Genomic DNA, 14988 nt, shown 5'->3' on the forward strand with positions numbered 1-14988 from the left:
CATGAACATCAAGAAGAAGACCCGCCCCGCCCAGTCCGGGCCAGCCCGGCCCGAGGACCAGCGCCTCTCGATCGGGAGCACGTTCGCCTACGGCTTCCAGCACGTATTGACCATGTACGGCGGCATCATCGCCCCGCCGCTCATCATCGGAGCCGCCGCAGGCATGTCCTCGCAAGACATTGGCCTCCTGATCGCGGCCTGCCTGTTTGTCGGCGGCCTCGCCACTATTCTTCAGACCATCGGCATCCCGTTCTTCGGATCGCAACTGCCACTGGTCCAGGGGGTGTCCTTCGCCGGAGTCTCAACCATGGTGGCGATCGTCCACGGCGGCGGAGGGATCCAAGCGGTGTTTGGTTCGGTCATCGTGGCTTCCTTGATCGGCCTGGTGATCACTCCCCTCTTCTCCAAGATCATCAAATTCTTCCCGCCTGTAGTCACGGGCACCGTCATCACCACCATCGGGCTAACCCTCATGCCCGTCGCAGCCAACTGGGCGATGGGCGGCAACAGCGCCGCACCCACCTACGGCAGCATGGCGAACATCGGCCTCGCCGCCGCCACCATGGGCATCGTCCTGCTCCTCAGCAAGATCGGCAACGCGGCCATCTCGCGCCTGTCCATCCTCCTCGCCATGGCTATCGGGACTGTCATCGCCCTCGCCACGGGAATGGCTGATTTCTCCAAGGTCGGCCAAGGTCCGATCGTTGCCTTCCCCACACCTTTCGCCTTCGGTGCTCCCACCTTCGAAATCGCCTCCATCGTTTCGATGCTGATCGTCATCTTGGTCACCCTGACCGAGACCTCGGCGGACATCATCGCGGTCGGCGAGATCGTGGGCACCAAGGTCGATTCCAAGCGCATCGGCAACGGCCTGCGTGCGGACATGCTCTCAAGCGCCGTCTCACCTCTCTTCAACTCCTTCACCCAGAGCGCCTTCGCCCAGAACGTCGGTCTCGTTGCCATCACCGGCATCAAGAGCCGCTTCGTGGTCAGCGCCGGCGGACTCATCCTGGTGGTTCTCGGCGTGCTGCCCGTCCTCGGCCGAGTGGTCGCAGCGGTTCCGACGCCCGTCCTGGGCGGCGCCGGCGTCGTACTCTTTGGAACCGTGGCCGCCAGCGGCATCCGGACACTCTCCAAGGTGGAGTACCGCAACAACATGAACCTGATCGTCGTGGCGGCTTCCATCGGCTTCGGCATGATCCCGATCGCCGCCCCGAAGTTCTACGACCAGTTCCCGTCCTGGTTCTCCACCATCTTCCACTCGGGCATCAGCTCGGCCGCCATCATGGCCATACTGCTGAACGTGCTCTTCAACCACTTCAAGGCCGGCAACTCGGACAACCAGTCGGTATTCGTGGCAGGCACGGGACGCGTGGTCACCGAAGCGGATATTGCTTGCCTTGCGAACGGCGACCGGTTCGAGAACGGCAAATTGATCGACGCCGAGGGCAAGGAAGTGCCGCTCACCTCGTCCACCGCAGCCGAGCACTGACGGCTTTTTTCCGCCTTTCTGCACCGAACTGGCAGGTGGTGCCCCTATTTCTCAAGAGGGGCACCACCTGCCATTTCGCACTAGATCCGGATCCGCGTGAGACGGTTGTTTCATGAGGATCGATGAGCGAATCGAACAACACTACTCGGAGCTTGGGCCGCAGGAGCAAAAGGCCGCGGATACCCTGTTGGACCGACTGGGCGACCTTGCCGTGTACAACGCGGCGGAGCTCGCCCAGCTGAGCGGCGTTTCCAAGGCCACGATGAGCAGGCTCTTCCGCCGCCTGGGATTCGCCGATTTCAACGAAGTCAAGGAACACACCCGGAGCCTGAGGTCCAGCGGAGTGCCGCTCGCCAGGCAGGAAGGCGACGGCGGGCTCCCCCTGCATTTGGCACAGGAACAGCAGAACCTGGACCGCCTTTTCGACACGCTCGACGACGGTCGCCTCCTCAGGGTGGCACAACAACTGGCTGAGGCCCGGAATGTCCTGCTGATCGGTTTCCGCAACAGTTTCCCCGTAGCCCTCCACTTACGGCAGCAGCTTCTACAGTGCCGTTCGTCGGTAAGCCTGGCCCCTCAGCCGGGCCAAAGCGTGGGTGAGGAACTGGCTGGACTGGACGGGAACGACGTCGTGGTCCTGCTTGGCTTCCGGCGCAGGCCCGACCGTTTCCACCACGTCCTGAAGGCCGCCACGGCCACCGGCGCGAGCACCATCCTGATTGGTGACCCCAGCGCCCGTTGGCTTGCGGCGGATGCCTCCCTCTGGATCGAATGCCCAGTGGAGGGCAGCGCCGCCTTTGACAGCTATGCGTCGGCCATGAGCCTCATGAGCGTCCTCGCGAATGGCGTGTTGGCGGCGAAGGGCCGTTCAGGAAGGGATCGCGTCCGGGAAATCACCGGGGTGTTCGACGCACTGGAAGAGATCGAGCGACGGTAGTCCGACGGCGGCTGTGCTCGGCTCGCTCGCCGGGCACCCGGCGCCAAGCGTAAAGAAGAGTTAGCGGCCCGGAAACGGTACTGAAACATCTGTTCCATTGAATTGAATCAGTGAAACGACTGCCCCTGTCGTGGAAAACCCTGATTCGAGGAACCGATGGCCGAAGCACAACTCGCCCCAGAGCAAACCGGCGCAGAGCAGACCAGCGCAAGGCAAACCGGCACCTTACTTGGCCACCCGATTGACGAAGCCGCGGCACTCCGCGATCCGCGGCTCAGCAACGAAGACCTGGCACCCCTGAAAGACCAGCGCTGGAGCAGCTACAACCTGTTCGCGTTCTGGATGTCTGACGTCCACAGCATCGGCGGCTACGTGACGGCGGGCAGCCTGTTTGCCCTCGGATTGGCGAGCTGGCAGGTGTTGGTGGCCCTGTTGGTGGGCATCGTGATTGTGCAGGTCTTCTGCAACCTGGTGGCGAAGCCCAGCCAAAAAACAGGCGTCCCGTACCCTGTGATCAACCGGGCGGTCTTCGGCGTCAAGGGCGCCAACATCCCGGCCATCATCCGCGGTCTGATCGCCGTGGCCTGGTACGGAGTGCAGACTTTCCTGGCCTCCGAAGCCCTGGTGATCGTGTTCCTGAAGTTCTTCCCTGCCATGAAACCGCTGTACGACGTCCACCAGTACGGCTTCCTAGGCCTCTCCGCCCTGGGTTGGATTTGCTACGGAATCCTTTGGGTAGCCCAGGCCGCGTTGTTCTGGAACGGCATGGAAAGCATCCGCAAGTTCATCGACTTCGCCGGTCCGGCCGTATACGTGGTCATGTTGGTTCTTGCCATCTACTTGGTATCCAAGGCCGGCATCAGCAACATCAGCCTCAACCTGTCCGCCGGCGAACCGCTCGACTTCGCGGCCTCCATCCCGGTCATGATCTCTGCGATCGCCTTGGTGGTGTCCTATTTCTCCGGCCCTATGCTCAACTTCGGCGACTTCGCGCGTTACGGAAAGAGCTTCAAGGCCGTCAAGAAGGGCAATCTCCTGGGCCTGCCCGTCAACTTCCTGTTCTTCTCGCTGCTCACGGTCATCACGGCGTCGGCCACTATCCCGGTCTTCGGTCACCTCATCACCGACCCGGTCAAGACCGTTCAGGAAATCGATTCGGTGTTCGCGGTACTACTTGGCGGACTGACCTTCGTCATTGCCACTGTGGGCATCAACATCGTGGCCAACTTCATCTCGCCCGCCTTCGATTTCTCCAACGTGAGCCCCCAGAAAGTCAGCTGGCGCATGGGCGGCATGATCGCCGCCGTCGGATCCGTCATCCTGACCCCCTGGAACTGGTACTCGAACAACGACGCCATCCACTACACGCTCGGTGTGCTGGGTGCGCTGATCGGCCCGCTCTTCGGCATCCTGATTGCCGGCTACTACCTCGTGGGAAAGCAGAAGGTGTGGGTTGAGGACATGTACACGATGAAGCCCAGCGGCAAGTACTGGTTCCGCAACGGCTACAACCCCAACGCGGTCAAGGCAGTTGCCATCAGCGGCGTGGTGTCGATCGCCTCGGTCCTGGTCCCCAAAGCACTCCTGGACTCTGGTGCCACCACGGTCAACGCCACGTGGATCGGCAACTACAGCTGGTTCCTCGGTTGCGCCTTGGGCCTGCTGACCTTCTGGTACTTCGAGCGGCGCTCCCCGATGATCAACTTGGAGCCTAACGGCGTCGAAGCGAACGACGGCGCCCTCGCCTGAGCGACTGCCGTCACCAAACTGCCCCTCACGAAACAGGAGCCGCCGGACGCTCGCTCACTTATAGGGCCAAATTCCAGGACGCTCGCTCACCCCGTGAGCGAGCATCCGCCGGAAACCCGACAAACGTGAGCGAGCGTCCCCCGGAAACCCCACAAACGTGAGCGAGCGCGTCGAGACAGGCTAGTTCTGGTTCAGCTCGGCCGAGATCGCGAGGGCGGCTTCGCGCAGCAGCGGCACGGCGCGGTCGGCAAAGTGCTGGTCCACGCGGGACACCGGCCCGGAGACAGAGATCGCGGTCGGAGTGGGAGCATTCGGGACGGCCATCGCGAAGCAACGGACACCGATCTCCTGCTCTTCCTCATCGATCGAGTAACCACGTTCGCGGATCCGGTTCAAATCGGCGAGGAGGGAGTCGATGTCCCCGATGCTCTTTGCCGTGGGAGTCGGCATGCCCGTGCGGGCTACGATGCCGCGGACCACTTCGTCATCCAACTGGGCCAGGATGGCCTTGCCCACGCCAGTGTCGTGCGTATGGGCGCGGCGGCCCACCTCCGTGAACATGCGCATGGAGTGCAGGGACGGAACCTGGGCAACGTAGATGACCATGTCGGAATCCAGCACGGCCATGTTGGACGTTTCGCCGAGCCGGTCCACGAGGGACTTCAGCTGGGGACGGGCCAAGGCGCCGAGCTGCTTGTTGGCACCTTCGCCAAGCCGGATGAGCCGGGGACCCAGGGCGTAGCGACGATTGGGCAGTTGCCGGATATAACCGAGGGACACCAAGGTGCGTAGCAGACGGTGGATGGTGGGAAGCGGCAGGTCTGTCGACGATGACAGCTCGCTCAACGTGACGTCTCCGCCGGCGTCGGTGATGAGTTCCAGCAGTTCGAAGACGCGCTCGACGGACTGCACGCCTCCCGAGGGCTTTTCAGCCATTCCGTTGTCTCCTATGGCTCGGAATCCGACAACTCTTATCCGCATCGTGAAAAGAATTGCTTAGAACACTCAAGATACAGCACGCGACGCCGGAATGCTTGCGCACCAACCGGGGCTTGTGTTTCCACTTTGTAGATAATAATATCCATAATACGAAAACATTCGGTTTGAGCGGAGGCCCGCTACGGGCCTGTACGAGGAGGAAATTCAATGGCGAACCCGAGCCCCGGAAATTCGATCACCCTGCGCGTCGCCGCGCCGTCGAGCTTCACTGCCACGAGCGAGCTGGCCGCAGCCGTCGCCGCTGCCGGTGCGGCCGTCACCGCGCTGGATGTGACCGAGTCCCACCACGACACCCTGGTTGTTGACGTCACCTGCAACACCACGGACGAAGACCACGCCAACCGCGTCAAGGACGCCCTCAACGCGCTCGACGGCGTCACGGTCCAGCACGTCTCGGACCGCACCTTCCTCATGCACCTGGGTGGCAAGCTCGAGGTCGTCCCGAAGGTGGCCCTGCGCAACCGCGACGACCTTTCGCGGGCCTACACTCCCGGCGTCGCACGCGTCTGCCTCGCCATCGCCGAGGACCCGGCCGCGGCCCGCAACCTGACGGTCAAGCGCAACACGATCGCCGTCCTCACCGACGGTTCGGCCGTCCTTGGCCTGGGTAACATCGGACCGGCCGCAGCGCTGCCTGTCATGGAAGGCAAGGCCGCGCTGTTCAAGCAGTTCGCCAACGTCGACGCCTGGCCGGTCTGCCTGGACACCCAGGACACCGAAGAAATCATCATGATCGCCAAGGCCATGGCTCCGGTCTACGGCGGCATCAACCTTGAAGACATCGCAGCCCCGCGCTGCTTCGAAATCGAGAAGCGGCTCCGCGACGAGCTGGACATCCCCGTCTTCCACGACGACCAGCACGGAACGGCAATCGTCACCCTCGCGGCCCTCGTCAACGCGTTGCGCGTGGTGGACAAGAAGCTCTCCGAGGTCAAGATCGTTGTCTCCGGCGTCGGCGCTGCCGGCTCTGCGATCATCCAGCTCCTCAAGGCCCAGGGCGCGCAGCACATCGTCGCCGCCGGACGTTCCGGCGCCATCCACTCGGGCGAAAAGTACGACGACGAGCACCGTTCCTGGATTGCCGCGAACACCAACGAGGCCGGCTTCTCCGGCACGCTGCACGAAGCCCTCAAGGGTGCCGACGTGTTCATCGGCGTCAGCGCTCCCCACGTGATCGGCGAAGAGCAGGTCGCCTCGATGGCCGAGAACGCGATCGTCTTCGCCATGGCCAACCCCACTCCGGAAATCGACCCGGTGATTGCGTCCAAGCACGCCGCCGTCGTTGCCACCGGCCGGAGCGACTTCCCCAACCAGATCAACAACGTGCTGGCCTTCCCGGGCTTCTTCCGCGGACTGCTTGACGCAGGCGCATCGGACATCATTCCGGAGATGCTGGTGGCTGCCGCCGAGGCTATCGCCAACCGGGTTGCAGATGATGAACTGAATGCGAGTTACATTATCCCCAGCGTCTTCGATCCCCACGTTGCCGCCGACGTCGCCGCTGCGGTAGCACAGGCCGCTGTAAATGCAGCATCCACTGCATCCGCAGTCCGCTAGCGCTCACTAGGAAAGGACCACCCATGGCTCTCACAGTCACAGACCCCCGGCCGATCGAACGCGCCGAGGAGATCCTGACTCCCAAGGCGTTGGCCTTCGTGGAGGAATTGCACCGCCGCTTCGCCGGAACCCGCACCGAGCTCCTGGCGGCCCGCGTCGCCAAGCGTGAAGAAGTGGCCCGCACCGGCCGTCTCGACTTTCTCCCGGAAACGCAGGACATCCGCGACGGCGACTGGAAGGTCGCCGAAGCCCCTGCGGCCCTGCAGGACCGCCGGGTTGAGATGACCGGCCCGGCGTCCCCGGCCAAGATGGCTATCAACGCCTTGAACTCCGGCGCCAAGGTATGGCTCGCCGACCTCGAGGACGCCAGCACCCCCACGTGGGCAAACGTCATCGACGCCATCCTCAACCTCCGCGACGCCGCCCAGGGCACCCTGAGCTACACCTCCCCGGAGGGCAAGGAATACCGGCTCCGTACGGACGCGCCGCTCGCCGTCGTCGTCGCCCGCCCCCGCGGCTGGCACATGGACGAACGGCACTTGCTGCTCGACGGCGAACCCACCGTGGGCGCACTGGTGGACTTCGGCCTGCACTTCTTCCACGTGGCCAAGCAGCTCCTGCTCAACGGCCACGGCCCGTACTACTACCTGCCCAAGATGGAAAGCCACCTCGAGGCCCGCCTGTGGAACGACATCTTCGTCTTCGCCCAGGACTACCTCGGCATCCCGCAAGGCAGCGTCCGCGCCACCATGCTGATCGAAACCATTCCGGCTGCGTTCGAAATGGACGAGTTCCTCTACGAACTGCGTGACCACGCCTCAGGCCTGAATGCGGGCCGTTGGGACTACCTGTTCAGCATCGTGAAGTACTTCCGCGACGCCGGCGAGTCCTTCATCCTGCCGGACCGCGCGTCCGTGGTCATGACGGCCCCGTTCATGCGCGCCTACACGGAACTGCTGGTCAAGACCTGCCACAAGCGCGGCGCCTTCGCCATGGGCGGCATGGCTGCCGTCATCCCGAACCGCCGCGAGCCCGAAGTCACGGCGCAGGCCTTCGAGAAGGTCCGTGCGGACAAGACCCGCGAAGCCAACGACGGTTTCGATGGTTCCTGGGTGGCCCACCCGGACCTCGTCTCCACGTGCCGCGAAGTGTTCGACTCGGTGCTGGGAGACAAGCCCAACCAGTTGGACAAGCAGCGCCCCGAGGTCTCCGTGACCGCCGAGCAACTGCTGGACATCTCCTCCGCCGGCGGCCAGGTGACCGAGGCAGGCCTCCGCCTGAACCTCTACGTCGCCGTCGCCTACACCGCGGTGTGGCTCTCCGGCAGCGGTGCCGTCGCCATCCATAACCTCATGGAGGACGCCGCTACCGCGGAAATCTCCCGTTCCCAGGTGTGGCAGCAGATCCGCAACAAGTCCGTCCTGGCCGACACCGGCAACACGGTCACCCGCGAACTGGTCACCCGGATCCTGGGCGAAGAGACCGATCGCCTGCGCAGCGAGGTTGACGCCGAGTCCTTCGAGAAGTTCTACGAGCCCGCCAGCCGTCTGATCGCGGACATCTGTCTGTCCGAGGACTACACGGACTTCCTCACCACTCCCGCCTACGAGCTGGTGTAGGAATGGCCGCATCCTCCTTCTCGGCGGCAGATCTCGCCGCCATCGACTCCCAGCTCGCCGCCACAGACCAGCTGCTGGAACGCAACTACCCCGGTGACGACGGCACCCGCCAGCCCGTGCACACGGTGTACGTCCCGGCGGACCGTTTCACGCCGTCGCTCTCGGCTGAATGGGGCGCCCAGGCAATCACGACGGCGGAGGCCCACGGCGGCCTCGAAAGGCTCGGTACGCTGCTGGGCCAGGAGCCCGAACTGGCTGCCGCCGTCGCCACCCGCGTGGCCGCCAAGTTGCGCAACGAACCGATCGAGGACTTGCGCCTTGACTTCGAGGACGGCTATGGCGATCGCGGCGACGAAGCAGAAGACGTCGCAGCGGTAGCGGCGGCCCAGGCTGTCAGCGAAGCCGTCGCCGCAGGCTCGGCTCCGCCGTTCATCGGCATCCGTTTCAAATGTTTCGAGGCCCCCACCCGGGCACGTGGCCTGAAGACCCTGGACCTGTTCGTCTCGACTCTTGCCTCCGCGGGAGAGCTGCCCGACGGCCTCATCCTGACGTTGCCGAAGGTCACCACGGCGGCCCAGGTGCAGGCTATGGACTTCGCGGTCTCCCGCCTGGAAGAGATCCACTCCCTTCCGGCGGGCCGGCTCCGCTTCGAAGTCCAGGTGGAGACACCCCAGCTGATTCTCGGCCCGGACGGAACCTCCCCCGTGGCCCAGCTTCCGCACGCAGTTCCGGGCCGCATCAGTGCCCTTCACTACGGCACCTACGACTATTCGGCTTCGCTGCAGATCTCCGCGGAGTACCAGTCCATGGAGCACCCGGTGGCGGATTTCGCCAAGGAAGTCATGCAATTGGCCGTTGCGGGCACCGGAATCCGGCTCTCCGACGGTTCCACCAACATCATCCCAGTGGGCGACAACGTGGAGAACGCGTGGAAGCTGCACGGCCGTTTGGTCCGGCGCTCGCTTGAACGCGGCTACTACCAGGGCTGGGATCTGCACGCCGCCCAACTGCCCAGCCGTTTCGCGGCAACGTATGCCTTCTACCGTGAGGGCCTGCCTGCCGCCGCGGCCCGCCTCCGCAACTACGTGGAACGCACCGAAGGCGGCGTCATGGACGAACCCGCCACCGCCCGCGCGCTGGCCGCCTTCGTCCTCCGCGGCGTCCAATGCGGAGCGGTAGGTGCCGAAGAAGTGTTGGCGCTTGCCGGCGTCGAACTCCCCCGGCTGACTGCACTGGCGCACCCCCGGCTGGCACACACAACCTCCAAGTAAGGATCCAAAAGATGGGCAAGTACTACTATCCCCAAGGCGGCCTGCCGCCGCAGACCCACCTCACCACGGAACGCGCAATCGTCACGGAGGCCTACACGGTCATCCCCAAGGGCGTGCTGACCGATATCGTGACCAGCAACCTGCCGGGCTTCTCCAACACGCGTTCCTGGATCATCGCCCGCCCGATCTCCGGATTCGCCACCACGTTCTCCCAGCTGATTGTTGAGATCGGCCCGGGTGGCGGCGCTCCCAAGGCAGAGTTCGAGGCCGGCGTCGAAGGCGTCGTCTTCGTCACCAAGGGCAAGGTCAACCTGGCCCTTGACGGAGAACTGCACCAACTCGAGGAGGGCGGCTACGCCTACCTGGCTGCCGGTTCCAACTGGGGCTTGGAGAACGTCTCGGATGACATCGTCTCCTTCCACTGGATCCGCAAGGCCTACGAGCGCCTTGAGGGTTACGAAGCCAAGTCCTTCGTCACGAGCGACGCGGAAGTTGAAGCGGGCGAAATGCCGGACGTCAACGGCGTCTGGGCCACCACGCGCTTCGCGGACCCCAATGACCTGGCCCACGACATGCACGTGAACATCGTGACGTTCCAGCCCGGCGGGGTCATCCCGTTCCCGGAAACCCACGTCATGGAACACGGCCTGTACGTCCTGGAGGGCAAGGGCATGTACCTGCTCAACAATGACTGGGTGGAAGTGGAGGCTGGCGACTTCATGTGGCTGCGGGCCTTCTGCCCGCAAGCGTGCTACGCCGGCGGACCTGGCCCCTTCCGGTACCTGCTGTACAAGGACGTCAACCGTCAGATCAAGCTGACCTAGGCTCCACCCGGCTACCCCAACTGACTCGCAGTTAATGTCGTTATGAGCGCGGCAAAGTCATATGGTCGTAGCAACGCTCTGATTGATGGAGCGTTTTATGGTCAGGTCATTTCCTCAGAGTGCCCGCAACGAGTTTGTGGACTTGGTGTGTGGTGGGATGTCGATTCTCGCGGCTTCCCGGCGCGTCGGGACCACACATCGGACCGGGGGAACCTGGTGGTCCCAGTCTGGCCTCATGATGACTGTGAACATGGGCCGCGTCGGGGGTCTTGCTGATCCGGCGCCGACGGCGGACGGTCCGGGTGGCCGGGCATTGACTTTGGACGATCGGGGGATGATCCAGATGGGCCGCCGGTGCGGGCTGAGCTACGCGGATATTGGGGAGGCGATTGGCCGGGACAAGTCGGTGGTCTGGCGGGAGGTGAAGCGGCACACCGGGGAGGACGGGGTTTATCATGCGTCGACCGCCCACGCTAAGGCGCATCAGAACCGGCGCCGGCCCAAGCCGCTGAAGCTTGTCGAGAACGAGGATCTGTGCCGGCTGATAGCGGTCTGGATGGACGACGGGTGGAGCCCGAAACTGATTTCATCGATGTTGGTGTTTTACTTCACCGATGATCAGACTATGCAGGTGAGCCACGAGACGATCTACCAGGCGCTGTACGTCCAATCCCGCGGGCTCCTGCGGGCAGATCTGGCCGAAAAGCTCAGCCTGAAACGGAAGCAGCGCGTTCCCCACGCCGCGGACAGGACCAAGAACAGCCCCTACAAGGAGGCGTTCAAGATCAGTGAACGCCCGGCGGAGGCCCAGGACCGGGCCGTCCCAGGGCATTGGGAAGGTGACCTCATCATCGGCTCCAACGGGACCGCGATCGGCACCCTTGTGGAACGCTCGACCCGGTTCACGATCCTGCTCCACCTCCCCGGGAACCACAGCGCCGAGACCGTCGCTACCGCGATGATCCGGGAGATGGGCAACCTCCCGGACCACCTGCGACGGTCGATCACCTGGGACCGCGGGACGGAACTCGCCGACTACGCGAGGATCCAAACCGCGCTCGACACCACGCTCTACTTCTGCGACCCGCACTCGCCGTGGCAGCGCGGGACCAACGAAAACACCAACCGGCTCCTGAGATTCTGGTTCGAGAAAGGCTCGGACCTCTCCGCTCACACCCCGGAGGATCTCCGCCGGGTCGCCGCGAAACTCAACCGCCGGCCACGGCCCACCCTCAACCTGCAAACCCCAGCCAACCGGCTCAACCAGCTGCTGCAGGCAGCCTAAACCCCAGCGTTGCTCTGACCAGTTGACTTTGCCCGCTCAAAACGACAACAACTGCGAGTTAGTTGGGTTCGGGCCGCACCCACGTTTTCGGCGTTGACCCCCTCACCTCCGAAGAGGACGATCGAAACTACGGGGACAAGGGCGCCCAGCCGTTGCCCTGCAGCGTAGCTTCAGGAGGCAGTCATGAAGGCTGCGCGGGCGAACGGGACACCCAAGCCTTCCAGGGGTTCCCGCGGTTCCCGGGTTTCCGGGGCACGGGCCACCTCCCCGAGTCCAGGATTCCTGGTGGCCTCAATCCTGGCATTGACCCTGGCTACGGGAGCCTGCACGTACCCTCCCACGTCCGATTCCGGGCCTGTCGCGGCGACTACGGGAGCGGCGGCGATAGATGTGCCCGGGCTGGAGTTCTTCGCACAAGCCATGATCGGCCAAGGGGCCACAGCAGTAGTTGCCGAGGTCAACATCCGGGGCAACAAGTGGGCCAAGGGCTACGGAATACGGACCCTGGACGCGCTTCATCCCGCCGAAGCCACGGACCGGATACCGGCCGGAGGAATCACCAAGTCCATGGTCTCGGTCTCCCTCCTCAAACTGGTAGAGGAAGGAACAGTCAGCCTCGATGACCCCGTTTCGAAGCACCTTCCGGAATTCAACACCCTCGTCCACACGAGCGATGCCGTCACAGTTCGCTCCCTCCTGAACCACACCTCAGGTTTGGCCGACCCGACGGGGCCCATGTTGAAATCCCGGTCGCTGAAGCAGGCCATCAACACCCGCTTCAGCCCGGAAGACATCCTGCGGCTGGCAGGCACGGTTCCTTGGGAGGAGCGGCTCGCCCCGCAATTCACCTATTCGGAAGCGAACTACGCTGCCCTGGCCTTGATCATCCAGAGGTACCGCAACCATTCGATCAGCGACGTCCTTGCCGCTGACATCTTCGAACCCCTGGGCCTAAGCCGCACGAGCCTTGCCGGGCCTGACCGTTCGGAACCTGCCCTGATCCACAGCTATTCCCTGGTGGACGGCGAGCGCCTCGACGTGACGGAACCGGAGCTGCAGATTGGGTCCGCCGGCGCCGGAGTCATCTCGAGCGTGGGGGACGTCAACTCGTTCTACGCGGCACTTCTGCGGGGGCGCCTCTTGGGGCCGGCCGCGTTGATGGAGATGGAGACAATCAATGGGGCGAACTATGGCCTTGGCCTGCAGCGTTGGAATGACGAATGCACCAACGGCTTCTACTACGGCCACGGCGGATCAACATTGGGCTTCGGCGGCATGAGCATCAGCAGCGCGGACGGCACCCGCCAGCTGAGCCTGGGGGTCGCCTACCCGCCCGATACCGGGGCAGAGAATGACGCAGTGGTCGCCGCCCTGACCCAGCCGGTATCCGGGAGGCTCCGGGATCTGGCCATCACCACGCTGAACGGACTCTGCTGAGGACCCTGACCAAGCAAAGTCCCTCCTGCTAGGGTCTGACCATGGATGAAAAATTGGGGAAATTCATCGAAGACTTCGGAACACTGACGCGTTTGGCACAGTCCGGCATGGACCATGTCGACGGCGGCGAACAGCTTCTGCAGGCGTTGACCGGGCACCTCGCCGTGCCGGCCCATGAACTTTCCGTGGTGGCGGAGGAGATCCCACCCCACCGCTTGGTGGATGTGGACATCGTCATGGAGGGGCTGGCCGGCCGCGATCCGGACTACCGGCTGGTGGGCATTGGCGGCGGCGATCAGCGCCACCACATGTCCTTCAGCGACATGCTGCAGCAATCGGGCAGCTACCCGCGCTTTCCGCTCGCACAACCGGACTATTCCAACTTGGCCACCGGTCCGGACCAACAGCGACAGGCCGTGGCGCTGGGTCTCTGGCTCTTCAGCTATGCCGGTTCGCCCGTTGCGGTGCTCCAGCGCGGAGCCAAGATGGACCGCGGCCGGCAATTTGCTTCACTCGAAGTCCTGGCCACCCACCCTGCCGTCGCTTCCGAGCTCCTGGCCCAGGTGCGGAGGGAAATGGAGCACCAAAGCGTTTTCAAGGGCCAGATCATCGCCCTCACCGTCAGCGACTATGGGCCGAGCATCAGTGGCGTGACTTTTATCAGGCGCCCGGAGCTCACCAATGGTGATGTAGTCCTTCCCGACGGTCTCCTCGACAAGGTGGAGGGCCACACCCTTGGCATTGCACGGCAAGCGGACATCTTGGCGGCGCACGGACAGCACCTCAAGCGTGGCCTCCTGCTCTACGGGCCCCCGGGTACGGGCAAAACGCACACCGTCCGGTACCTGCTGAGCCAAAGCGAGGGTACGACGGCGGTGCTCCTCTCCGGCGGGTCGCTCGCCAGGATCTCGGAGGCTGCCAAGATCGCCCGGGCGCTGGCGCCGTCCATCGTGGTGCTGGAGGACTGCGATCTGATCGCCGAGGACCGCAGCTTCGGACATGGGCCCAAGCCGCTGCTTTTCGAGGTGCTCGACGCCATGGACGGGCTGGACAACGACGCGGACGTCGCGTTCGTGCTGACGACCAACCGGGTGGACCTGTTGGAGCGGGCCCTCGCCCAGCGGCCCGGACGTGTGGATCTGGCGGTGGAAATACCGCTTCCTTCCACGCACGAACGGGTGGCACTGCTGAGGCTGTATTCGAACGGACTCCCGTTCTCCCCCTCGTCGATCGAAACCGCAGCTGCGCGCACTGCCGGCACCACGGCGTCGTTCGCCAAGGAGCTGATCCGACGCGCAGTGGTCGCGGCAGCGCTGGCGGAAGAGGCACCCGGCGACGCGCACTTGGGCTTCGCGGTGGAACAGCTCATGGCCGACGGCGAGGCCTTGACGCGGAGCCTGCTCGGAAGCGACCCGGGCCGAGGCGCCCCCGTCCCGGGCGGATTCCCGGCCCGCACGCTGGACCGTTCCCCGAGCCTGGCTGACGACACGAAGAACTCAGGCCAAGGGTTTCTCCGGTTCGGGTTCCTGATCAACAGGCGTCCACGTGAGTTTTACAGTGGCTCCGCCGTTGTTCTCGTCGATCCTCATGCGCAGTTCCTCGCCATAGAGGAACTCATGTTCAAAATGCCGTCCATCAATGCGAGCCGCATCCAGGAGCTTTGTCATCGCCGTTGCCATCGCCCGGCCCCAGTCATGCGGATTCTTGCTGGACGCTTCTTCAAGGGCTGAATAGCTGACCATGAATCAATTGTTCTCCGGTGCACGGAGTTCTGCCAGACCCCTGCCTGCTGCAGATACTGGAGCCCGGCTTCGGGCC

General features: G+C 64.0%; 11 protein-coding genes. 10 read left to right on the top strand and 1 reads right to left on the bottom strand.

Features of this window, described 5'->3' with window-relative positions:
• Position 1: 1 nt before the first annotated feature.
• The 3 genes from ACX5I4_RS17935 to ACX5I4_RS17945 all read left to right on the top strand — a co-directional run bounded on the left by ACX5I4_RS17935 (position 2) and on the right by ACX5I4_RS17945 (position 4178).
• A complete protein-coding gene (locus ACX5I4_RS17935) occupies positions 2-1492 on the top strand; it encodes a nucleobase:cation symporter-2 family protein (RefSeq protein ID WP_461837837.1) in 1491 nt (496 codons plus the stop codon).
• A gap of 112 nt (positions 1493-1604) precedes the next feature.
• Positions 1605-2429, top strand: coding sequence for a MurR/RpiR family transcriptional regulator (locus tag ACX5I4_RS17940; RefSeq protein ID WP_461837838.1), 825 nt, complete (start codon positions 1605-1607; stop codon positions 2427-2429).
• A 156-nt stretch (positions 2430-2585) separates the two neighbouring features.
• On the top strand, positions 2586-4178 hold the full coding sequence (locus ACX5I4_RS17945) for an NCS1 family nucleobase:cation symporter-1 (protein WP_461837839.1): 1593 nt from the start codon (positions 2586-2588) through the stop codon (positions 4176-4178).
• 180 nt (positions 4179-4358) lie between these two features.
• Here ACX5I4_RS17945 and ACX5I4_RS17950 read toward each other — a convergent pair whose 3' ends face one another.
• The gene (locus ACX5I4_RS17950; RefSeq protein ID WP_059389461.1) at positions 4359-5114 is read right to left on the bottom strand and encodes an IclR family transcriptional regulator; all 756 of its coding nucleotides are present in this window, start codon (positions 5112-5114) and stop codon (positions 4359-4361) included.
• 210 nt (positions 5115-5324) lie between these two features.
• Between ACX5I4_RS17950 and ACX5I4_RS17955 the strand changes: the two genes are divergently transcribed.
• The 7 genes from ACX5I4_RS17955 (at position 5325) to ACX5I4_RS17985 (ending at position 14900) form a co-directional block, all read left to right on the top strand.
• Positions 5325-6734: a malic enzyme-like NAD(P)-binding protein gene (locus tag ACX5I4_RS17955; RefSeq protein WP_461837840.1), complete on the top strand. Its 1410-nt coding sequence runs from the start codon at positions 5325-5327 to the stop codon at positions 6732-6734.
• Positions 6735-6757: 23 nt separating this feature from the next.
• Positions 6758-8353 carry a malate synthase A gene (aceB, locus tag ACX5I4_RS17960; RefSeq protein ID WP_461837841.1) on the top strand — a complete coding sequence of 532 codons (1596 nt, stop codon included), beginning with the start codon at positions 6758-6760 and terminating at the stop codon, positions 8351-8353.
• A 2-nt stretch (positions 8354-8355) separates the two neighbouring features.
• Positions 8356-9624: a DUF6986 family protein gene (locus ACX5I4_RS17965; protein ID WP_461837842.1), complete on the top strand. Its 1269-nt coding sequence runs from the start codon at positions 8356-8358 to the stop codon at positions 9622-9624.
• Positions 9625-9635: 11 nt separating this feature from the next.
• Positions 9636-10448: a bifunctional allantoicase/(S)-ureidoglycine aminohydrolase gene (locus ACX5I4_RS17970; RefSeq protein ID WP_461837843.1), complete on the top strand. Its 813-nt coding sequence runs from the start codon at positions 9636-9638 to the stop codon at positions 10446-10448.
• Positions 10449-10545: 97 nt separating this feature from the next.
• Complete coding sequence (locus ACX5I4_RS17975) at positions 10546-11733, top strand: IS30 family transposase (RefSeq protein WP_461837844.1); 1188 nt, start codon at positions 10546-10548, stop codon at positions 11731-11733.
• 183 nt (positions 11734-11916) lie between these two features.
• The gene (locus tag ACX5I4_RS17980; RefSeq protein ID WP_461837845.1) at positions 11917-13170 is read left to right on the top strand and encodes a serine hydrolase domain-containing protein; all 1254 of its coding nucleotides are present in this window, start codon (positions 11917-11919) and stop codon (positions 13168-13170) included.
• Positions 13171-13211: 41 nt separating this feature from the next.
• Complete coding sequence (locus tag ACX5I4_RS17985) at positions 13212-14900, top strand: AAA family ATPase (protein WP_461837846.1); 1689 nt, start codon at positions 13212-13214, stop codon at positions 14898-14900.
• Positions 14901-14988: the final 88 nt, after the last annotated feature.

The organism is Arthrobacter sp. MMS24-S77 (assembly GCF_054888235.1).

Coding starts and splice junctions, on each gene's coding strand:
- ACX5I4_RS17935 (WP_461837837.1), top strand. CDS start 2: ATGAACATCAAGAAGAAGACCCGCCCCGCCCAGTCCGGGCCAGCCCGG.
- ACX5I4_RS17940 (WP_461837838.1), top strand. CDS start 1,605: ATGAGGATCGATGAGCGAATCGAACAACACTACTCGGAGCTTGGGCCG.
- ACX5I4_RS17945 (WP_461837839.1), top strand. CDS start 2,586: ATGGCCGAAGCACAACTCGCCCCAGAGCAAACCGGCGCAGAGCAGACC.
- ACX5I4_RS17950 (WP_059389461.1), bottom strand. CDS start 5,114: ATGGCTGAAAAGCCCTCGGGAGGCGTGCAGTCCGTCGAGCGCGTCTTC.
- ACX5I4_RS17955 (WP_461837840.1), top strand. CDS start 5,325: ATGGCGAACCCGAGCCCCGGAAATTCGATCACCCTGCGCGTCGCCGCG.
- aceB (WP_461837841.1), top strand. CDS start 6,758: ATGGCTCTCACAGTCACAGACCCCCGGCCGATCGAACGCGCCGAGGAG.
- ACX5I4_RS17965 (WP_461837842.1), top strand. CDS start 8,356: ATGGCCGCATCCTCCTTCTCGGCGGCAGATCTCGCCGCCATCGACTCC.
- ACX5I4_RS17970 (WP_461837843.1), top strand. CDS start 9,636: ATGGGCAAGTACTACTATCCCCAAGGCGGCCTGCCGCCGCAGACCCAC.
- ACX5I4_RS17975 (WP_461837844.1), top strand. CDS start 10,546: ATGGTCAGGTCATTTCCTCAGAGTGCCCGCAACGAGTTTGTGGACTTG.
- ACX5I4_RS17980 (WP_461837845.1), top strand. CDS start 11,917: ATGAAGGCTGCGCGGGCGAACGGGACACCCAAGCCTTCCAGGGGTTCC.
- ACX5I4_RS17985 (WP_461837846.1), top strand. CDS start 13,212: ATGGATGAAAAATTGGGGAAATTCATCGAAGACTTCGGAACACTGACG.